This is a genomic window from Stenotrophomonas sp. NPDC047960, assembly GCF_043204395.1.
Classification (GTDB): Bacteria; Pseudomonadota; Gammaproteobacteria; order Xanthomonadales; family Xanthomonadaceae; genus Stenotrophomonas.
This window is the reverse complement of sequence record NZ_JBIDBX010000009.1, coordinates 93,458-112,380: the sequence shown is the minus strand read 5'-3', so window position 1 is coordinate 112,380 and position 18,923 is coordinate 93,458. Positions and strand designations below refer to the sequence as shown.

General features: G+C 66.6%; 17 protein-coding genes. 14 read left to right on the top strand and 3 right to left on the bottom strand.

Translation table 11 applies throughout. The features are described 5' to 3' along the window. The 8 genes from ACGFZ3_RS18360 to ACGFZ3_RS18325 all read left to right on the top strand — a co-directional run bounded on the left by ACGFZ3_RS18360 (window position 1) and on the right by ACGFZ3_RS18325 (window position 8,241). Window positions 1-1,281 (top strand): NAD(P)/FAD-dependent oxidoreductase, encoded by a 1,281-nt coding sequence (locus ACGFZ3_RS18360; RefSeq protein WP_392924567.1) that lies wholly within the window; start codon window positions 1-3, stop codon window positions 1,279-1,281. Continuing rightward, window positions 1,278-2,045 (top strand): DUF1365 domain-containing protein, encoded by a 768-nt coding sequence (locus ACGFZ3_RS18355; protein WP_392924564.1) that lies wholly within the window; start codon window positions 1,278-1,280, stop codon window positions 2,043-2,045. The genes ACGFZ3_RS18360 and ACGFZ3_RS18355 overlap by 4 nt, the downstream gene beginning before the upstream one ends. After that, window positions 2,042-3,298, top strand: a complete 1,257-nt coding sequence (locus tag ACGFZ3_RS18350) for a class I SAM-dependent methyltransferase (RefSeq protein WP_392924561.1) — start codon at window positions 2,042-2,044, stop codon at window positions 3,296-3,298. The genes ACGFZ3_RS18355 and ACGFZ3_RS18350 overlap by 4 nt, the downstream gene beginning before the upstream one ends. Window position 3,299: 1 nt before the next feature. Further along, window positions 3,300-3,854: a DUF2878 domain-containing protein gene (locus ACGFZ3_RS18345; protein ID WP_392924558.1), complete on the top strand. Its 555-nt coding sequence runs from the start codon at window positions 3,300-3,302 to the stop codon at window positions 3,852-3,854. After that, complete coding sequence (locus ACGFZ3_RS18340) at window positions 3,851-4,645, top strand: DUF1295 domain-containing protein (protein WP_392924555.1); 795 nt, start codon at window positions 3,851-3,853, stop codon at window positions 4,643-4,645. Before ACGFZ3_RS18345 ends, ACGFZ3_RS18340 begins: the two co-directional genes overlap by 4 nt. Then, window positions 4,642-5,715 (top strand): SAM-dependent methyltransferase, encoded by a 1,074-nt coding sequence (locus ACGFZ3_RS18335; protein WP_392924552.1) that lies wholly within the window; start codon window positions 4,642-4,644, stop codon window positions 5,713-5,715. Before ACGFZ3_RS18340 ends, ACGFZ3_RS18335 begins: the two co-directional genes overlap by 4 nt. A gap of 59 nt (window positions 5,716-5,774) precedes the next feature. Further along, entirely contained in the window at window positions 5,775-6,284 is a 510-nt protein-coding gene (locus ACGFZ3_RS18330; protein ID WP_392924686.1) for a lipocalin family protein, read from the top strand. A 73-nt stretch (window positions 6,285-6,357) separates the two neighbouring features. Beyond that, window positions 6,358-8,241 carry an RpoH suppressor gene (locus tag ACGFZ3_RS18325; RefSeq protein WP_392924548.1) on the top strand — a complete coding sequence of 628 codons (1,884 nt, stop codon included), beginning with the start codon at window positions 6,358-6,360 and terminating at the stop codon, window positions 8,239-8,241. Between the two features lie 189 nt (window positions 8,242-8,430). Here the strand turns inward: ACGFZ3_RS18325 and ACGFZ3_RS18320 are convergent, their stop codons facing one another. Then, complete coding sequence (locus ACGFZ3_RS18320; RefSeq protein ID WP_392924545.1) at window positions 8,431-9,801, bottom strand: short-chain fatty acyl-CoA regulator family protein; 1,371 nt, start codon at window positions 9,799-9,801, stop codon at window positions 8,431-8,433. Window positions 9,802-9,914: 113 nt separating this feature from the next. Here ACGFZ3_RS18320 and ACGFZ3_RS18315 point away from each other — a divergent pair, with 113 nt between their 5' ends. From ACGFZ3_RS18315 to mmsB, 5 genes are read left to right on the top strand one after another with little or no spacing between them, the layout of a single operon-like run. Further along, window positions 9,915-11,420 carry a CoA-acylating methylmalonate-semialdehyde dehydrogenase gene (locus tag ACGFZ3_RS18315; protein ID WP_392924542.1) on the top strand — a complete coding sequence of 502 codons (1,506 nt, stop codon included), beginning with the start codon at window positions 9,915-9,917 and terminating at the stop codon, window positions 11,418-11,420. A gap of 24 nt (window positions 11,421-11,444) precedes the next feature. Then, on the top strand, window positions 11,445-12,611 hold the full coding sequence (locus ACGFZ3_RS18310; RefSeq protein ID WP_392924539.1) for an acyl-CoA dehydrogenase family protein: 1,167 nt from the start codon (window positions 11,445-11,447) through the stop codon (window positions 12,609-12,611). Then, complete coding sequence (locus ACGFZ3_RS18305; RefSeq protein WP_392924536.1) at window positions 12,608-13,405, top strand: enoyl-CoA hydratase; 798 nt, start codon at window positions 12,608-12,610, stop codon at window positions 13,403-13,405. Before ACGFZ3_RS18310 ends, ACGFZ3_RS18305 begins: the two co-directional genes overlap by 4 nt. Then, on the top strand, window positions 13,402-14,577 hold the full coding sequence (locus ACGFZ3_RS18300) for an enoyl-CoA hydratase/isomerase family protein (RefSeq protein WP_392924533.1): 1,176 nt from the start codon (window positions 13,402-13,404) through the stop codon (window positions 14,575-14,577). The genes ACGFZ3_RS18305 and ACGFZ3_RS18300 overlap by 4 nt, the downstream gene beginning before the upstream one ends. Next, window positions 14,574-15,464: a 3-hydroxyisobutyrate dehydrogenase gene (gene mmsB, locus ACGFZ3_RS18295; RefSeq protein ID WP_217537595.1), complete on the top strand. Its 891-nt coding sequence runs from the start codon at window positions 14,574-14,576 to the stop codon at window positions 15,462-15,464. Before ACGFZ3_RS18300 ends, mmsB begins: the two co-directional genes overlap by 4 nt. Window positions 15,465-15,614: 150 nt before the next feature. On the opposite strand, the gene ACGFZ3_RS18290 is transcribed toward mmsB, so the two are convergent. After that, on the bottom strand, window positions 15,615-16,040 hold the full coding sequence (locus ACGFZ3_RS18290) for an organic hydroperoxide resistance protein (RefSeq protein WP_392924529.1): 426 nt from the start codon (window positions 16,038-16,040) through the stop codon (window positions 15,615-15,617). A 111-nt stretch (window positions 16,041-16,151) separates the two neighbouring features. Between ACGFZ3_RS18290 and ACGFZ3_RS18285 the strand changes: the two genes are divergently transcribed. Beyond that, window positions 16,152-16,970 carry a cupin domain-containing protein gene (locus ACGFZ3_RS18285; protein ID WP_392924526.1) on the top strand — a complete coding sequence of 273 codons (819 nt, stop codon included), beginning with the start codon at window positions 16,152-16,154 and terminating at the stop codon, window positions 16,968-16,970. 929 nt (window positions 16,971-17,899) lie between these two features. On the opposite strand, the gene ACGFZ3_RS18280 is transcribed toward ACGFZ3_RS18285, so the two are convergent. Beyond that, the gene (locus tag ACGFZ3_RS18280) at window positions 17,900-18,856 is read right to left on the bottom strand and encodes a cation diffusion facilitator family transporter (RefSeq protein ID WP_392924523.1); all 957 of its coding nucleotides are present in this window, start codon (window positions 18,854-18,856) and stop codon (window positions 17,900-17,902) included. Between the last annotated feature and the right edge of the window lie 67 nt (window positions 18,857-18,923).

Below are 18,923 nucleotides of genomic sequence, written 5' to 3'. Positions count from 1 at the left end.
ATGCGCATCGCCGTGATCGGATCGGGCATTGCCGGGCTGGCCAGCGCATGGTGGCTGAGCCAGCGGCATGAAGTAACGCTGTTCGAAGCCAATGACTACCTCGGTGGCCACACCCACACGCACACCGTGACGGTGGACGGCCGCACGCAGGCGGTGGACACCGGCTTCATCGTGTTCAATCCGCACCACTACCCGCTGCTGACCGCGCTGTTCAACGAACTGGACGTGGCCTCGCAGCCCACCACCATGAGCTTCTCGGTGCATAGCGAGCGCAGCGGGCTGGAGTACAACGCCACCTCCCTGGACACGCTGTTCTGCCAGCGCCGCAACCTGCTCTCGCCACGCTTCTGGGGCATGCTGGCTGACCTGCGGCGCTTCTATCGCGAGGCACCCGCGCTGCTGCACAGCGGCGAGGAAGGGCCATCGCTGGGCGAGTACCTCAAGCAGGGTCGCTACGGCGACACCTTCATCCAGGAACATCTGCTGCCGATGGCGTCTGCCTTGTGGTCGTCGCCGGTTGCCGCACTGGCAGACTTCCCGGCGCGCTACCTGGTGCAGTTCATGGCCAACCACCAGATGCTGCAGGTTACCGGCCGACCCGAGTGGCGGGTGGTGCAGGGCGGCTCAGCGCGCTACGTGGAGGCGATGCGGCGGCGCTGGCGGGTACGTGAGCGGCTGGAATGCCGCGTGCTCGGGGTGGAGCGGCAGGAGCAGGGGGTGCGCGTGCTTACTGCTGATGGGCTGGAAGGCTTCGACCAGATGGTGCTGGCCTGCCACAGCGACCAGGCGCTGGCACTGCTGTCCGATGCCGATGCCACCGAACGCAGCGTGCTGGGTGCGATGCGCTATCAGCCCAATGAGGTGGTGCTGCATACCGATGCAAGCCTGCTGCCGCGCAATCGCAAGGCCTGGGCGGCCTGGAACGCACACGTGCCGCGCGATCCAATGGCGCCGTGCACCGTCAGCTACTGCATGAACCTGCTGCAGGGCATCGATACGCCCACGCCGCTGGTGGTGACCCTCAACCGCAGCGAGGCCATCGCGCCGGACAAGGTGCTGCGCAGGATGCAGTACGCCCACCCCGTGCACGACCACGCGATGGTCCGCGCACAGGGGCGCTGGGCAGAACTGCAGGGGCGCCGCCGTACCTGGTTTGCCGGCGCCTACTGGGGCTGGGGCTTCCATGAAGATGGCATCCGCAGCGCGCGCCGGGTGGTGGAGGCGCTGCAGTCGCTGGATGCAGAAGCCTACTGGCCCCTGTCGCAGGGCATGCCGGCATGAGCGCGAGCGCGATCTATCGCGGCAGGATGCGGCATCGGCGCCATGCGCCGCAGGCGCACGCGTTCGAGTATCCCATCGCGCAGCTGTTGATCGATCTGGACGAGCTGGACCATGTGTTCAAGGGGCGCTGGTTCTGGTCGGTGGAACGGCGCAACCTGGCCGAGTTCCGCCGCAGCGATTATCTGGGTGATCCGGACCAGCCGCTGGCCGACGCGGTTCGCGATCGCATCTCCCAGGCACTGGGCCACGCGCCACCGGGGCCGGTGCGCATGCTCGCACACCTGCGCCACGCCGGACACATCTTCAATCCGGTCACCTTTTACTACTGTTACGCGGCCGATGGCGCCACGCTGGACTGCATCGTGGCCGAGATCACCAACACGCCGTGGCAGGAGCGCCACGCCTACGTGCTGCCGGTCGCGCAGGCCGATGCGCACGGTCGCGCGCTGGCGTGGACCTTCGACAAGCAGTTCCACGTTTCCCCCTTCATGCCCATGGACTGCGAATACCGCTGGCGCTTCACCGCGCCGGGCGATGACCTGCACGTGCACATGCAGGTGTGGCGTAACGGTGAGCGCCAGTTCGATGCCGACCTGGCGCTGCGGCGCCATCCCGTTACCGGCCCTGGCCTGGCCCGTGTGCTGCTGCGCCACCCGCTGATGACAGTGCAGGTTGTGGCCGCCATCCACTGGCAGGCGCTGCGGCTGTGGCTCAAGCGCACGCCCGTCTACGACCATCCTTCCATTGCTGGAAAGCACCCATGAACGACATGACCCGACCGCTTGCCCTGCCCGAGCCCAGCACGCTGGAAGCGTTCCTGCGCCGCCGTCTGCTGGCCCAGCTTGCTCCCCTGCAGGGCGGGCGGCTGCAGCTGCGTGATGCGCTGGGCGATGTCACGCTGGGTGATGCCGACGCACCCCTACAGGTCACGGTATGGGTGGACAACCCGGCGTTCTACCGGGCGGTCGGCGCGCAGGGCAGCGTCGGTGCCGGCGAAGCCTACATCCGCGGCGACTGGCGCTGCGACAACCTGGTGGCGCTGGTACAGTTGCTGGTGCGCAACCGCGCGCTGCTGGACGGCATGGAGCGCGGCCCGGCACGGCTGGGGGGATCGCTGCTGCAGGGCTGGAACTGGCTGCGTCGCAACACCCGTGAGGGCAGCCGCCGCAACATCGCCGCGCACTATGACTTGGGAAACGCCTTTTTCTCGCTGTTCCTGTCCCGCGACCTGATGTATTCGTCGGCGCTGTATGCCGAGCCGGGCGACACCCTTGAGGTGGCATCGCAGCGCAAGCTGGCGCGGATCTGCACGCAGCTGCAACTCAAGGCCGGCGACCGGGTGGTGGAGATCGGCTCCGGCTGGGGAGGCTTTGCGGTATATGCCGCGCTCCACCATGGTTGCCATGTCACCACCACCACCATCTCCAGGGAGCAGTACGCGCTGGCTACCGAGCGGGTGGCCAGCGCGGGGCTGCAGGACAAGGTAACGGTGCTGCTGAAGGACTACCGTGACATGGAGGGCCAGTACGACAAGCTGGTTTCCATCGAGATGATCGAGGCCATCGGCGCGCAATACCTGGACACGTACTTCGCCACGCTCACACGACTGCTCAAGCCCGATGGGCTGGCGCTGCTGCAGGCCATCACCATCGAAGACGAACGCTACGAGCAGGCACGGCGCAGTGTGGATTACATCAAGCGCTTCGTGTTTCCCGGCAGCTTCATTCCCTCGCTGCACGCGATCATGGCGGCCAAGACCCGCAGCAGCGACCTGCAGCTGATCGGTCAGTACGATTTCGGCCAGTCCTATGCGCTGACCCTGCGTGCCTGGCGCAGACGCTTTCTTTCGCAGCTGCCGGCGGTGCGCACGCAGGGTTTCGATGAGCGTTTCATCCGCTTGTGGGAGTTCTACCTGGCCTACTGCGAGGGGGGCTTCCTGGAACGCTCCATCGGCGTATCGCACCTGCTGCTGGCGCGGCCCGGGTATCGTCCCGCCCCCATCAAGGGCACCCACTGAGATGCGTCACTTCTGGACCAATGTCATCGGCAACCAGCTTGTCTGGTTGTGCGCGGTGGTCGGCGCCGGGCAGGGGCTGCGCTGGCCGGCGCTGCTGGCCGCCGCGGTTTACGTAGCCAGCCAGTTCGCGATGTCCGCTCAGCCCGGTGTGGAGGTGAGGCTGCTTGGCGTGGGCGTGCTGTGCGGGCTGGCCGTGGATGGCATCGCCGGGGCCACCGGCCAGGTCGTTTATGCCGCAGCGTGGCCCAGCGCGTGGCTGGCGCCGGTGTGGATCCTCGCGCTGTGGGCGGCCTTCGCGATGACGCTGACCGTCTCGCTGAAGGTATTGCAGCGGCGCCTCTGGCTGGCAGCGGCGCTCGGGCTTATCGCGCCGCTGGCCTATCTCTCCGCCGCGCGTGGCTGGTCGGCGGTGGCCTTCCCCGCGCCGTCCTGGCAGGGCGTGGCTGTGCTTGCCCTGGGATGGGCTGTCGCGCTGCCCCTGCTCGCCACCTGCGCGCGGCACTGGCAGCGCGGCGCGGGGCCAGCCGGTACGAACACCAAAGGAGTTCCCGCATGATGAACCTGGGCTGGGTCTGGCTGTATGCCGCACTGATGATGTGCTGGGGCTGGTGGTGGCAACGCCGCCACCAGAACATCGGCGTGGTGGATGTGCTCTGGGCAAAGGGCGTGGGCGCCTCGGCGCTGCTGCTGGCGTGGCTGGGTGATGGCGCCATCGCGCCGCGCATCGCGCTGGCGGTGCTGGGCGGGCTGTGGGGATCACGGCTGGCACTGCATCTGTGGAAACGCGTGCGCAGCGAAGACGAAGATGGCCGATACCAGCACCTGCGCAGGCACTGGAACGGCCACCAGGGCAAGATCTTCGGGTTCTTCCAGTTCCAGGCGTTGCTGATCGTGCTGTTCGCACTGCCGTTCGTGGCGGTGTCGCAGAGCGCGGCACTGCCGGTTGGCTGGATCATCGCTGCCACTGCGATGTGGCTGCTCAGCGTGGGCGGTGAATCGCTGGCCGACCGCCAGCTGGCGCGCTTCCGCGCCGACCCGGCCAACAAGGGCAAGACCTGCCGCAGCGGTCTGTGGCGCTACTCGCGCCATCCCAACTACTTCTTCGAATGGCTGCACTGGTTCACCTATGTGCTGCTGGCCGTGCACTCGCCGTTGTGGTGGCTGGCCTGGTCCGGGCCATTGGTGATGTACGTGTTCCTGCGCTGGGTGAGTGGCATCCCGTTCACCGAGGCCCAGGCCCTGCGCACCCGTGGTGACGACTACCGCGAGTACCAGCGCAGCACGCCGATGCTGTTTCCGTGGTTTCCCTCCCGCACTGCCCCGCCCCGCAAGGAGTCTTCACCGTGAATGTCGCCCGAGAATCGCTGCCGCTGCCCGACTACGCGTCCGGGCTGACCGGCCTGGCCGAGCGCGGCCTGCTGCCCGATGCGCTGTTGCGGCTGGGCATCCGCCGCCAGTGCGAGGCCCGTCTGCGTGAGGAGAGCGCAGGTACCGTGGAAGAGCAGGCGCAGAGGTTTGCCGCGCGCATCGTGACGCTGTCACGCAGCCCGCTGGCCCTGCACGTGGACGCGGCCAACCGCCAGCACTACGAAGTGCCGGCCGCCTTCTTCCAGGATTGCCTGGGTGCGCGGCTCAAATACAGCAGCTGCTACTACCCCACCGGTAATGAAACCCTCGATCAGGCCGAAGAGGCGATGCTGGCCCTTTACGGCGAACGCGCCGAACTGGCCGATGGCCAGGAGATCCTTGAACTGGGCTGCGGCTGGGGCTCGCTGACGCTGTGGATGGCTGAGCGCTATCCGGCCGCGCGCATCACCGCCGTGTCCAACTCCAACAGCCAGCGCGAGTACATCCTGGGCCAGTGCCGCGCACGTGGCCTGACCAACGTGACCGTGCTGACCCGCGATGTGAACACGCTGATCCTGGACCCGGGCAGTTTCGACCGCTGCGTGTCGGTGGAGATGTTTGAACACGTACGCAACTACGCCCGGCTGCTGCAGCGCATCCACCAGTGGCTGCGCCCGGGCGGCAAGCTGTTCGTACACATCTTCGTGCACCGCACCCTGATGTACCCGTTCGAGACCGAAGGCGATGACAACTGGATGGGGCGGCACTTCTTCACCGGGGGGCTGATGCCCGCCGCCGACACCCTGCTGCACTTCCCCCAGTACATGCAGCTGCAGCAGCGCTGGCTGCTGGATGGCACCCACTACGAACGCACCGCCAATCATTGGCTGGCGCGCCAGGACCAGAACCGCGACGCGGTGATGGCCGTGCTGCGCCAGGGCTACGGCGACGCCGCCGCCGCGTTGTGGTTCCAGCGGTGGCGGATGTTCTGGATGGCCTGCGCCGAGCTGTTCGGTTACCAGAAGGGCCAGCAATGGATGGTGGCCCACTACCTGTTCGACCGCGCCTGACCCCTTTTGAGGAGAACGCCATGAAGCTGCGCCCACTTCTTCCCCTGTTCGCCGCCGGCATGCTGCTGGGTGGCTGTAGCGGCAACACCCGTCCCATTCCCCCGGTCGCGCACGTGGACGTACCGCGCTTCATGGGCGACTGGTATGTAATCGCCCACATTCCCAGCCGCCCCGAACGTGAAGCTTTTGACGCGGTTGAATCCTACGCGCTGCGGCCTGACGGCCGTATCCAGACCACCTTCACCTACCGCAAGGGCAGCTTCGATGCGCCGGTCAAGACCATGCACCCGATCGGCACGGTCAAGGAAGGTACCAACGGTGCAGAGTGGGGCATGCAGTTCGTCTGGCCGATCAAGGCCGAATACGTGATCGTCTACCTGGACGAGGACTACCAGCAGACCATCGTCGGCCGCAGCAAGCGCGACTACATGTGGCTGATGGCACGCACGCCACAGATCTCCGAGCAGGACTACCAGGCGGCCATGACCCGGATTGCCGCCCTGGGCTATGACCTGTCGCAGGTGCGGCGGGTGCCCCAGTCGGCCGCCACGAACCGTCCGAAACCGTAACTGCGGCGCGGTTCTCAGGCTCTGAGAAGGCCTTGGGCGATACTGCAATCCAAGGCGGACACAGGGCGGGGACATGGCGGACAAGTACTGCGATCTGGTCATGAAGGGCGGCATCACCAGCGGCATCGTGTATCCCAACGCGGTGCTGTCGCTGGCCCGCGAATACCGCTTCAAGAACATCGGCGGAACCTCGGCCGGGGCCATTGCCGCCGCCGTGGCTGCCGCTGCGGCGCTGGGCGACCGCCGTTGCCGGGCCGGTGAAGCGATGGGTCCACAGGCCGGCTTTGCCGGGCTGGCCGACGTTTCGGCCCAGCTCTCGCGGCGCGGCTTCATCTACAGCCTGTTCCAGCCCGCCTACGGCGCGCGCACTGCCTATCGCCTGCTGGTGATGCTCACCGGCAAGGCGGGCCTGCCGCGCAAGATCCTGTGCCTGCTGGCAGCCGTGTTTGCGATCGCGCCGTTGGAACTGCTGGCCGCGCTGATCGGGTTGCTCGGCATCGGCTGGCTGGCGGCGGGGGTGGACGGCATGTGGGCCACGCTGCTGCCGTCGCTGCTGTGCGCATATGGGGCCGGGGTATTGGCCTCGGCACTGCGGGTAGCGCGGGTGGCACGGCGCAATCTGCTCGGACTCTGCTCCGGCGCGACCCAGGCCGGCGCCGACCATCCTGCGCTGACCGACTGGCTGCACACTCATCTGCAGGCGTTGTCGGGCAAGCCGCTCGACCAGCCACTGACTTTCGCCGATCTGCACAACGCGCCGCGCTACAGCGGTGAGCCCGCTGGCGCGCACGCGGTCAGCCTGCAGATGATCACCACCTGCGTCTCCCACACCGAGCCACGCACGCTGCCGTTCAGTGCCTCGCAGTTCTGGTTCCGGCGCGATCAGTTCGAACAGCTGTTCCCGGCCAGCGTGGTGGCGTGGCTGCTGGCCCGCGCGGGTGCGCCGCAGCATGTGGATGGCGTGGCGTATTACCGCCTGCCGGAAGGCGAGCAGTTGCCGGTGCTGGTGGCCACGCGCATGAGCCTGAGCTTTCCGCTGCTGATCAGCGCGGTGCCGCTGCACGAGCCGGCGCGGCGTGAGCGACGGTGTGAACCACCGGCCGATGCGTTGCCCGCGCAGGGTGATCGCAATGTGGCAGACAGCACCGAGGGCTTGACCAGTGGTGGCCACGGCGCGGGTGCGGTGATTACCGCGTTCCGGGTGTGCTGGTTCTCCGATGGCGGCATCAGCAGCAACTTCCCCATCCATCTGTTCGACGCCGCGCTGCCGCGCTGGCCCACCTTCGGCATCAACCTGGTGTACCCGCACGCGGCAGAGCCGCTGCGCGCGTCGCCGGATTCACCCGCTGCCATCAATGCTGCGGTATTCCTGCCCACCGAAAACCGGCATGGCTGGCAGCGCAGCTATCAGTCCATTGCACGCCCACTGGCGGCGGCGGAGATGTCGGGCTTCCTGTTCTCCATCGTCTCCACCATGCAGAACTGGCGCGATGTGCTGCAGGCACGCGCGCCGGGCTACCGCGACCGCATCGTGCACGTGACGCTGCAGGGCGACGAAGGCGGCATGAACCTGGACATGCCGCAGGCGGTGCTCAGCCGGGTTGCGGCCAAGGGCAGCGTGGCGGGCGAGCGCTTCTGCGATTTCTCGTTCGCCAATCACTATTGGATCCGCTGGCGGAATCTGGCGTCGGCGTATCAGCGCTACTCGCTCGAGGTGGCGCGCACCGATGATCCGGCGCAGCGCGTGAGCGCCTGGCAGGACGCCTACGAATCGGTGGCGAAGGGGGCACCACCGCCGCCCTCCTACCGGTTCAGTTCGGAGGAAAAGCGCCGCGAATCGCAGCAGTTGTGGCGGTTGATGGTCGAACAGGGCCAGACCTGGGAAGATCTCGGCCCGGACCTCACCGACGGCGCCCCGCGTCCGCTGCCGCAGATGAAGGTGACGCCCAGTTATTGACCGCGCCGCCACACGACCAACGGTCGTACGCTGCCCCGCCTTGGCACGACCAACGGTCGTGCCCTACCGGCGTACGTGCAACCGGGAACGACCGTAGCGGTCGCCGGTGTGCATGCAACCCCGGAACGTTAACCCCGGTAGGTACCGACCGTTGGTCGGTACGCTCTCACCACGCACGTACGCCAACCCCTACGCGCGCCCCGGCAACTGCGCGAACGCGCGCTGCATGCAGTCCTCGCGCGGGCAGACCCGGCAGCCCGGGCCGATGGATACCGAGTTGCCCGGGCTCTGGATATCCAGCCCGCGCGAGTAGATCAGCCGCTCGGCATGCTGCAGATCGCAGCCCAGCGCGACCGCGAAGGTCTTGCGCGGCTGCCCGTGCCCGATTGGACCGCTGCTGACCTGGCGCGCCAGCCAGAAATGGCGGCGCCCGTCGGGCATGCGTGCGGTCTGGGTCAGCACCCGCCCGGGCTGGTTGAAGGCCTCGTACACGATCCAAAGCGGGCACGAACCCCCCACCTGCGAAAAATGGAAATCGGTGGCCGAGTGCCGCTTGGAGACGTTGCCGGCGCGGTCTACCCGGATGAAGAAGAACGGCAGCCCCGGCGCACTGCGCCGCGCCAGCGTGCTCAGCCGGTGGCAGACCGCTTCAAACCCCACCCCGAAGCGATGCGCCAGGGCGTCGATGTCGTAAGCGCTCTGTTCGGCCGCACGCAGGAACTGCGCATACGGCATCACCAGCGCGCCGGCGAAGTAGTTGGACATGCCGATCCGCGCCTGCGCGATCTGCTCCGGTTCGCGGAAGCCCGCACGCGCGATCACCGCATCGATCTGCGCCGCATATCCGAGCAGGGCCAGCTCGGCCGCCATCTGGAAGGCCTGCTGGCCCGGTTCCAGGTAATCGGGCAGCCACAGCGTGCGGCTGCCGCCGTCGTACACGCGCTTCTCGCGCCCGGCCTGCAGCGGCGCCACTTCCACCAGCACCCCGTGGCGGTCGGCCAGCAACTGGCGCAGGCGCGGCGCCACGTGCCCGGCGACCAGCCCCCATTCGCTGAACAGCTGCTCGGCCAGGTCGTCCAGCTCGGGAATGTGGTTGTGCATGCGGTTGAAGAAATCCCGCACCTGGTCGCCGGCCGGCAGCGAATGCCCGGCCTGCGGGTCGCCCAGCTGGAACTCCAGCGCGGCGGCATGTTCGCGCAGCAGCAGGTGGCGGCGGTGCAGGTCGAGCAGGGCCCGGCTGATCTGCGGCAGGTTGCCGGCCATGGCACGCAGCTCGGCGCTGCTCACCTCGTCCAGGCCCAGGTCACGCAGGGTTTCGCCCAGCGCCTCCTGCAGGGCGCCGGGCTCATCCACGTCGAACAGGCCGCTGACGTCGCCCAACACCTCGCGCAGCTTGGCCTGCACGGCGGGAGTCAGGGGACGCTTATTGCGCTCGATCTGGTTCAGGTAGCTGGCCGACAGGCCCAGCGCCCGCGCAAGGTCGGCCTGGCTGTAGCCGCGCTGCTCGCGCAGCCTGAGCAGGCGGAGGCCGATCTGACGGTGCGCGGGTGGAGTATTCACAGAATTAACAGAAATCGTAGCGGTCATTGGCCAGATTAAGCGTAGACAGCCCGGAAATCGAGTGCTCCGCTGTGAATAATGCCAATCACCTTTCGCATCCCGCCGGTATTGCCATGACTGTTGCAGCACCCCGTATCCGCATGTTGATTGATGGCCAGTTCGTTGAATCGGCCAGCTCGCACTGGCAGAACGTGGTCAACCCGGCCACCCAGGACGTCCTGGCCCAGGTGCCGTTCGCTACCTTGAGTGAAGTGGATGCTGCGGTGGCCTCGGCCAAGGAAGCCTTCAAGACCTGGCGCAAGACCCCGATCGGCACCCGCGCGCGCATCTTCCTGAAGTACCAGCAGCTGATCCGCGAGCACATGAGCGAGCTGGCCCATATCCTCAGCGCGGAGCAGGGCAAGACCCTGCCAGACGCCGAAGGCGATGTGTTCCGCGGCCTGGAAGTGGTCGAACATGCTGCAGCCATCGGCAACCTGCAGCTGGGTGAGCTGGCCAACAACGTGGCCAACGGCGTGGACACCTACACGCTGCTGCAGCCGCTGGGCGTGTGCGCCGGTATCACCCCGTTCAACTTCCCGGCGATGATTCCGCTGTGGATGTTCCCGATGGCGATTGCAACGGGCAACACCTTCATCCTCAAGCCGTCCGAACAGGACCCGATGGTCACCATGCGCCTGGTGGAACTGGCGCTGGAAGCGGGCATCCCCAAGGGCGTGCTCAGCGTCGTGCATGGCGGCGAAGAGGTGGTGAACGCGATCTGCGACCACCCGGACATCAAGGCCGTCTCGTTCGTGGGCTCCACCCGCGTCGGTACCCACGTGTACAACCGCGCCTCGCTGGCCGGCAAGCGCGTGCAGTGCATGATGGGCGCCAAGAACCACGCCGTGGTGCTGCCGGACGCCAACAAGGAACAGAGCCTCAACGCCATGGTCGGCGCCGCCTTCGGCGCGGCCGGGCAGCGCTGCATGGCCGCCTCCACGCTGGTGCTGGTTGGTGAAGCGCGCGAGTGGGTGCCGGACCTGGTCGCCAAGGCCAGGACGCTCAAAGTGAGCGCCGGCAGCGTGGCCGGTACCGACGTGGGCCCGGTGATTTCCTGCGCCGCCCGCGAGCGCGTGGAAAGCCTGATCGCCTCGGGCGTGGAGCAGGGCGCCAAGCTGGTGCTCGATGGCCGCAACCCGCAGGTGGACGGCTTCGAGAAGGGCAACTTCGTGGGCCCGACCATCTTCGATGGCGTCACCCCGGGCATGCGCATCTACGACGAAGAAATCTTCGGGCCGGTGCTGGTCATCCTGGGAGCGGAAACGCTGGATGACGCCATTGAGCTGATCAACCGCAACCCCAACGGCAACGGCACCGCGCTGTTCACCCAGTCCGGTGCGGCGGCACGCCGTTTCCAGGAAGAAATCGACGTCGGCCAGGTTGGCATCAACGTGCCGATCCCGGTGCCGGTGCCGCTGTTCTCGTTCACCGGTTCGCGCGCGTCCAAGCTCGGCGACCTGGGCCCGTATGGCAAGCAGGTGGTGATGTTCTACACCCAGACCAAGACCATCACCGCGCGCTGGTTCGACGACGAGACCCTGGGTCACGGCGTCAACACCACGATCAGCCTGAAGTAACCGCCTTCACGGCACGGAGTGTTCATGAGCAACTCGATGACGACGGAACTCGAAGAAGCGCAGCAGGCCTATAGAGAAGCCGCGCGTGATTTCGCCCAGGCCGAACTGGCGCCGCACGCCGCGCGATGGGATGCGGAGGGCATCTTTCCGCGCGAGGCGATCGCCAAGGCAGGGGAACTCGGGTTCTGTGGCCTGTACATGGATCCTGAAGTCGGTGGCAGCGGCCTGAGCCGCCTGGACGCCGCCGTCGTCATCGAGGAGCTCGCCAATGTGGACCCGTCCACGGCGGCCTATATCAGCATCCACAACATGGCCTCGTGGATGGTCAGCAGCTGGGGCCAGGAAGCGCTGCGTGCCGAGTGGGGCCAGGCGCTGTCGTCGGGCACCAAGCTCGCCTCGTACTGCCTGACCGAGCCGGGGGCCGGTTCGGATGCGGCGTCGCTGAAGACCACTGCCGTGCGTGAGGGCGACCATTACGTGCTCAACGGCTCCAAGGCCTTCATCTCCGGCGCCGGGGCCACCGAGCTGCTGGTGGTGATGGCGCGTACCGGCGGCCCCGGTGCCAGCGGCATCAGCGCGCTGGCCGTGCCGGCCGACCTGGCCGGCATCAGCTACGGCCGCAAGGAAGAGAAGATGGGCTGGAACAGCCAGCCCACTCGTGGCATCACCTTCGAGAACGTGCGCGTGCCGGTGGCCAACCTGCTGGGCGACGAGGGCAGTGGCTTCAAGCTGGCCATGAAGGGCCTGGACGGCGGCCGCATCAACATTGCCGCCTGCTCGCTGGGCGCCGCCCAGGGCGCACTGGACGCCGCACGCCGCTACATGGGCGAGCGCCGCCAGTTCGGCAAGCCGCTGGCCGATTTCCAGGCGCTGCAGTTCAAGCTGGCCGACATGGTCACCCAGCTGGTCGCCGCACGGCAGATGGTGCACACCGCCGCGCGCAAGCTCGACGCCGGTGCCAGCGATGCCAACGTGTGGTGCGCGATGGCCAAGCGCTTCGCCACCGACGCCGGTTTCCAGGTCTGCAACGAAGCGCTGCAGATCCACGGCGGTTATGGCTACATCCGCGAATACCCGATTGAACGCCTGCTGCGCGACAGCCGCGTGCACCAGATCCTGGAGGGCACCAACGAGATCATGCGTGTGATCGTCGCCCGCCACCTGCTCAACACCGATGAGGAACTGCGATGATGGATTGGCGCACGCATGAACACGCTGGCCTGAAGGTCGACGCCGATGGCCATGTCGCCGTAGTCACGCTGGACAACCCGCCGGCGCATACCTGGACCGTGCACAGCCTGTCGGCGCTGCGCGATCTGGTCGGCGCGCTCAACGCGGACAAGGGCATCTACGCACTGGTGATCACCGGTGGCGGCGAGAAGTTCTTCTCCGCCGGTGCCGACCTGAAGCAGTTCGCCTCCGGCGACAAGGCCGCTGCCCGCGAAGCCGCGCGTCGTTTCGGTGAAGCCTTTGAAGCGCTGTCCGGCTTCCGTGGCGTGTCGATTGCCGCCATCAACGGTTACGCCATGGGCGGCGGGCTGGAATGCGCGCTGGCCTGCGACCTGCGCATCATCGAAGAACACGCCCAGGTTGCGCTGCCGGAGGCCACCGTGGGCCTGCTGCCGTGCGCCGGCGGGACCCAGAACCTGCCGCGCCTGGTCGGCGAAGGCTGGGCCAAGCGGATGATCCTGCTCGGTGAACGCATCGATGCCGACACCGCCGTGCGCATCGGCCTGGCCGAAGAAAAGGTCGGCAAGGGCGAAGCCAAGGCGCTGGCCATCGAGTGGGCGCAGAAGGCCGGCAAGCAGAGCCCGTCCAGCATCGCCGCCTGCAAGACCCTGGTGCAGGCCACCCGCACCGGCACCCACGGCGCTGCCCTGGTGGCCGAGCGCGAGGCCTTCGTCGACCTGTTCGACCGCGCCGACCAGGCCGAGGGCGTGAACGCCTTCCTCGAAAAGCGTGCGCCGCAGTGGAAGAACGCATGAGCACGCCGGACGCCACCCAGGAGGCACCGGTACTGTTCGAAGAGCGGGCCGCCGCCAACGGCACCCGCATCGGCATCGCCACGCTCAATGCACCGCGCACGCTCAACGGCTTCTCGCTGCCGATGGCGCACCTGCTGCACGAGCGCCTGAGCGCCTGGGCAGCCGATGACGGCATCGCACTGGTAGTGCTGCAGGGCGCGGGCGAGAAGGCGTTCTGCGCCGGTGGCGACCTGCACAGCCTGTACCAGAGCATGCGCGCCTACCGCGACGCCGGCGCTGACGATGTGCGCGACAACCACTACGCCTCTGAATTCTTCGACGTCGAATACCGCGTCGACTACGCCATCCATACCTACGCCAAGCCGATCCTGTGCTGGGGCCATGGCATCGTCATGGGCGGTGGCATCGGGCTGATGTCCGGTGCCAGCCACCGCGTGGTGAGCGAGCGCTCCAAGCTGGCGTTCCCGGAAATCACCGTGGGCCTCTTCCCGGACGTAGGTGGCAGCTGGCTGTTGCCGCAGGTGCCGGGCAAGGCGGGCCTGTTCCTGGCCCTGACCGGTGCGCCGCTCAATGCCGGCGATGCCATCTATGCCGGCATGGCCGATATCCATATCGCCGAGGCCCAGCGCGCCGATGTACTCAACGCGCTGGCCGACGTGCACTGGAGTGCGGACGCCAAGCGCAACCACGAACAGCTCAGCTCGCTGTTACAGCAGCACGCCAGCGATGCCGCCACCGGTCCGCTGCTGCGCAACGCCGCGCTGATCGACACGCTTTGCGAGGGTGGCGATGTGCCGGCCGTGGTGGACGCCATTGCCGCGTTGCAGACCGAAGACCCGTGGCTGCAGACCGCACAGGCCACGTTGGCGGCTGGTGCCCCCGGCTCGGCACGGCTGGCGTGGGAACTGCAGAAGCGCACTGCCGGCGCTTCGCTGGCCGACGTCTACCGCCTGGAATACATCGCCGCGCTGCACTGCGCCGCCCACGGCGATTTCGCCGAAGGCATCCGCGCGCTGCTGATCGACAAGGACCGCACCCCGCACTGGCAGCCGCAGACCCTGGCTGAGGCCACGGTGGGCTGGGCCGATACCTTCTTCGCTTCGCCCTGGGACGATGCCACGCACCCGCTGGCCGACCTGGGCGCCATTGTTCCTGAAAGGAGCCACGCATGAGCCGTATTGCATTCATTGGGTTGGGCAACATGGGCGGCCCGATGGCCGCCAACCTGGCCAAGGCCGGCCACGCCGTGCGCGTGTTCGACCTGGTGCCGGCCGCCGTGCAGGCGGCCGTCGACGCCGGTGCCACCGCCGCCAGCTCGGCGCTGGACACGCTGACCGATGCCGAAGTGGTCATCTCGATGCTGCCGGCCAGCCGCCACGTCGAAGGCGTGTACCTGGGCGACGACGGTCTGCTGGCCGACATCCCCGGCGGCGCGCTGGTGATCGACTGCAGCACGATCGCCCCGGCCACCGCGCGGAAGGTCTCTGAAGCGGCCGCCGCACGCGGCCTGCAGATGCTCGATGCCCCGGTCTCCGGCGGCACCGCCGGTGCGCAGGCCGGCACCCTGACCTTCATCGTCGGCGGCGAAAGCGATGCGCTCGAGCGCGCCCGCCCGCTGCTGCAGGCCATGGGCAAGAACATCTTCCACGTGGGTGCCAGCGGCGCCGGCCAAGTGGCCAAGCTGTGCAACAACATGGCGCTGGGCGTGATCATGGCCGTGACCGGCGAATCCATCGCCCTGGGCGTGGCCCATGGCCTGGACCCTAAGGTGTTGTCGCAGATGATGGCGGTCAGCACCGGCCGCAGCTGGGCCACCGAAGTATGCAACCCGTGGCCGGGCGTGCTGGAGAATGCGCCGGCGTCGCGCGGCTATAGCGGCGGCTTCGGGAGCGACCTGATGCTCAAGGACATGGGCCTGGCCGTGGAAGCGGCGATGAGCGTGGGCGCCTCGATCCCGCTGGGCGAACTGGCCCGCAACCTGTATTCGATGAACCACCAGGCAGGCCGCGGCAAGCTGGATTTCTCCAGCGTAGTTCAGCTGGTCACCCCGGAAAAATAACGTCTGCCTCAACCGGTGCCGGGCCGTGCCCCAACCGGTAGGTCACGACCGTTGGTCGTGACCGGAACAACGAACGCATCCCGTGAACGGGATCCACCGCGGTGGGATGGGCGGATGCATGGTCAACGCGACCGGCATCCGCCCATTTTTTTAAATCACCGTCAACGTCACATCGATGTTGCCGCGCGTGGCATTCGAATACGGGCACACGATGTGCGCCTTCTGCACCAGCTCTTCCACCTGTTCACGCGGCAGGCCCGGCACGCTGATCTCCAGCTTCACTTCAATACCGAAGCCGGTCGGGATCTGGCCGATGCCGACGTTACCGGTGATGCTGGTCTCGGCCGGCAGCGCAACCTTGGCCTGCCCAGCCACGTACTTCAGCGCGCCCAGGAAGCAGGCCGAGTAACCGGCAGCAAACAGCTGCTCCGGGTTGGTACCCGGGCCGCCGGCGCCGCCCAGCTCGCGCGGGGTGGACAGCTGCACGTCCAGCACCTTGTCCGACGAGGTGGCGTGGCCTTCGCGGCCGCCGGTGGCGGTGGCGTGTGCGGTGTAAAGAACCTTTTCAATCGACATGGGAGAGCTCCTGGCTGTGAAGGGGATGGACCGGTTGGTGAGGTGTACTGTGCGCCTCCAGGGCGGACGTGTGGCAACATAAGGTCCAGAAAACTTGATCTGGAGTCCGAAATGGTTGACCGCCTGCAATCCCTTCTCGGCCGCTTTGCGGTCAATGCCGAAGTCTTCCACGCCGGCGCCCTGTGCGGCATCAACGACCTGACCGCCGACGGCGAGCGCGGTCAGCTGCACCTGATCCGCGAGGGCAACGTGCGGGTGGAGCACCCCGACGGCAGCGTGCTCGAGATCACCCAACCCAGCGTGCTGGTCTACCCGCGCCCGCTGGCGCACCGCTTCGTCACCGACCCGGAGAAAGGCGCTGACTTCGCCTGCGCCCACCTGCAGTTCGAAGGCGGCGGCAGCAGTCCGGTCGCCGCCGCACTGCCGCCGGTGATCTGCCTGCCTCTGCAGGAGCTCTACGGTGGCCAGCCGATCCTGTCGGTGCTGTTCGAAGAAGCCTTCGCCCAGCGCTGCGGCCGCCAGGCCCTGCTCGACCGGTTGTTCGAAGTGGTGATGATCCAGATCCTGCGCGCGCTGATGGAAAGCGGCCAGCTACGCGTCGGCCTGCTCGCCGGCATGGCGCACCCGCGTCTGCGTCACGCGCTGGTGGCCATGCACGAAGAGCCCGCGCAGGAGTGGACCCTCGAATCGCTTGCCCAGCGCGCCGGCATGTCGCGCAGCGCCTTCGCCGACAGCTTCCGCGACACCATCGGCAGCACCCCCGGCCACTACCTGCAGGGCTGGCGCACGCGCCTGGTGCAACAGGCGCTGCGCAAGGGCCAGCCGCTCAAGCGCATCGCGGTGGATGTCGGCTACGGCAGTGAAGCGGCGCTGTCGCGGGCCTTCAAATCACAGACCGGGCAATCGCCGCGGCAGTGGAAGCGTGGCTAAGAGCGGTGGCGCATTTCGCCGGCAACTTCTATCAAAAATTCTAGTTCAATTGATAACTTCTATTCTCAGCTGAGTGTGCTTCTCTAAAGCTGGTTCCGCGTACAAATCAGAATTGTCCGAGACCGAAACGTGATTGGGTTCCGGCTGGTTCTGTCACGCGGTCGCTACATTGCCGCCTCTTCAGTTTTTGGGAAGCAGACCGGCATGTTCAAGCAATTCGCGACATTTGCACTTTTTGTAGTTGTGAGTATTGGTTCGAGCAGCGTGGCAGCTGTCGACGAGGTGGCAGCAGGTGCAGTCAACGTGCACACACTGTCGCTACAGGTTTCCGTTCAAGGAAAGGAAGTGATGGCTCCCGTATTCGAAATGGCTTCGGGCTCACCAGCTCAGCTGTCGATCGGAACCGGAGAGGGGCGAGACTACACTCTTGTCGTCGACATCCTGGAGAACGTTGAGTCTGCAGGTTCCGACGCAGTCGGAGCACATTTTGTCCTTTGGCGTGGACAAGCCGAACAAGGCGTACGACTGTTGGATGATGTGCTCTTGCTTGGTGGAAACCGGCAAAGGCATGCGAGCGAGCGCGCCTTGAGTTCAAGTGGGCCGGAGGCCGCCACTGTAACCGTGGTCTCGCACGCTACGCAGATGAAGTCCAAAGGTGAGAGTGGGGCCCGTGCGGCGTGTGTCGGCCATGCAGGCTCACAGGACGATCGCGGCCGGTCATTGCTGTCAGGATCCAGGAGCAACTGCTGCGGGGCAAAGTGCAAAGATGGGTCCGGTGCGTCGTTGAAGTGCTGCAATGTGATCAGCGGATGTTGCGGCTGTGGGGTGTGCTGCTCCATCCCCTGACGAAAGCATCGGAGACGCTTGGCTCCATGGCCCAAGGTGACGTGCAGCGCCCAATGCATGTGAGCGAGCACTAATGCTCGGTACTAAATGGTCCATTCCCGATCGGTGGTGAACATGATCGTCAGCCAGCGGTCGGTCGATTCCTCGCCCAGCGCCTCACCGATTTCGTCGCGCAGCTGGTCCCATTCCACCAGCGGGCGCGGCGGATCGTTGGCAGGCACCACGAAGAACAGTTCGATCTGATCGCCACGCCCCACCTTGGCCACGTAGCTGCGGTGTTCAATGAAGCCGTGCTTGGCCACTATGCCGTGTGCTACCTCGTCAACATGCGCCTGCAGGTCCACTGGGGTGATCAGCAGGATGTCCGACAGCGCCTGCCGCACGGTCCCAAGTGGCGCGACCACGACGAACATGCACACCACCAGCAGAATCGCCGGATCAATGTAGGGCACCAGCCACGCCCATTGCGTTCCCCTCAGCAGCCAGCCGCCGACGAAGGCAACCAGATAGGCTGCCGACATGCTCGCGGCCACAACCCAGTTCTTCGCATCCAGCGCAATGAACTCCGAGCCGATCGAACGGTTGGCGCGGCGCACGAACAACGCCAGGCCGCTCTCGACGATGATGGAAATCGCCGCAAACACGATGGCAGGCCCCAATGCGATCTCGCGTCCACCCGACATCAATGCGTCCACCGCATTGACCGCCGCATACAACGCAGCGCCGATCATCAGCGTGCCGCTGACGCCCAGTACGATGGGTTCCAGGTGCCAGAAGCCCATCGTGAAGCGCTGGTTCAAGCGGGACTGCAGTGCATCCACGTTGGTGGACATGCTGATCAACCGCACCACCAGCAGCGACAGCCAGGTCATCACCACATCGATCAGGCCATAGATGCCGTCAAAGATGATCAGCGAAGAGCTCGCGAACAGGCCGAACGCGACGGCGATTGCCGCAACGCCCAAGGAGGCTGCGATGGATAGACGCAACACGCCCTGTTCGGTGTTGGAATCAAAGGCGCTTGGGTGCAGAACGTTCATGCAGAGACAATGGCAGAGAGCGTAGCGGGGCCTGTGAGCATCGCTGCATCAACCCTGGTCTGTCAGC

What these genes read in the sequence shown, in the direction of transcription:
- ACGFZ3_RS18360 (WP_392924567.1), top strand. Translation starts at nt 1, where the DNA reads ATGCGCATCGCCGTGATCGGATCGGGCATTGCCGGGCTGGCCAGCGCA.
- ACGFZ3_RS18305 (WP_392924536.1), top strand. Translation starts at nt 12,608, where the DNA reads ATGATGGATTGGCGCACGCATGAACACGCTGGCCTGAAGGTCGACGCC.
- ACGFZ3_RS18345 (WP_392924558.1), top strand. Translation starts at nt 3,300, where the DNA reads ATGCGTCACTTCTGGACCAATGTCATCGGCAACCAGCTTGTCTGGTTG.
- ACGFZ3_RS18300 (WP_392924533.1), top strand. Translation starts at nt 13,402, where the DNA reads ATGAGCACGCCGGACGCCACCCAGGAGGCACCGGTACTGTTCGAAGAG.
- ACGFZ3_RS18330 (WP_392924686.1), top strand. Translation starts at nt 5,775, where the DNA reads ATGCTGCTGGGTGGCTGTAGCGGCAACACCCGTCCCATTCCCCCGGTC.
- ACGFZ3_RS18350 (WP_392924561.1), top strand. Translation starts at nt 2,042, where the DNA reads ATGAACGACATGACCCGACCGCTTGCCCTGCCCGAGCCCAGCACGCTG.
- ACGFZ3_RS18355 (WP_392924564.1), top strand. Translation starts at nt 1,278, where the DNA reads ATGAGCGCGAGCGCGATCTATCGCGGCAGGATGCGGCATCGGCGCCAT.
- ACGFZ3_RS18285 (WP_392924526.1), top strand. Translation starts at nt 16,152, where the DNA reads ATGGTTGACCGCCTGCAATCCCTTCTCGGCCGCTTTGCGGTCAATGCC.
- ACGFZ3_RS18290 (WP_392924529.1), bottom strand. Translation starts at nt 16,040, where the DNA reads ATGTCGATTGAAAAGGTTCTTTACACCGCACACGCCACCGCCACCGGC.
- ACGFZ3_RS18310 (WP_392924539.1), top strand. Translation starts at nt 11,445, where the DNA reads ATGAGCAACTCGATGACGACGGAACTCGAAGAAGCGCAGCAGGCCTAT.
- mmsB (WP_217537595.1), top strand. Translation starts at nt 14,574, where the DNA reads ATGAGCCGTATTGCATTCATTGGGTTGGGCAACATGGGCGGCCCGATG.
- ACGFZ3_RS18340 (WP_392924555.1), top strand. Translation starts at nt 3,851, where the DNA reads ATGATGAACCTGGGCTGGGTCTGGCTGTATGCCGCACTGATGATGTGC.
- ACGFZ3_RS18315 (WP_392924542.1), top strand. Translation starts at nt 9,915, where the DNA reads ATGACTGTTGCAGCACCCCGTATCCGCATGTTGATTGATGGCCAGTTC.
- ACGFZ3_RS18325 (WP_392924548.1), top strand. Translation starts at nt 6,358, where the DNA reads ATGGCGGACAAGTACTGCGATCTGGTCATGAAGGGCGGCATCACCAGC.
- ACGFZ3_RS18280 (WP_392924523.1), bottom strand. Translation starts at nt 18,856, where the DNA reads ATGAACGTTCTGCACCCAAGCGCCTTTGATTCCAACACCGAACAGGGC.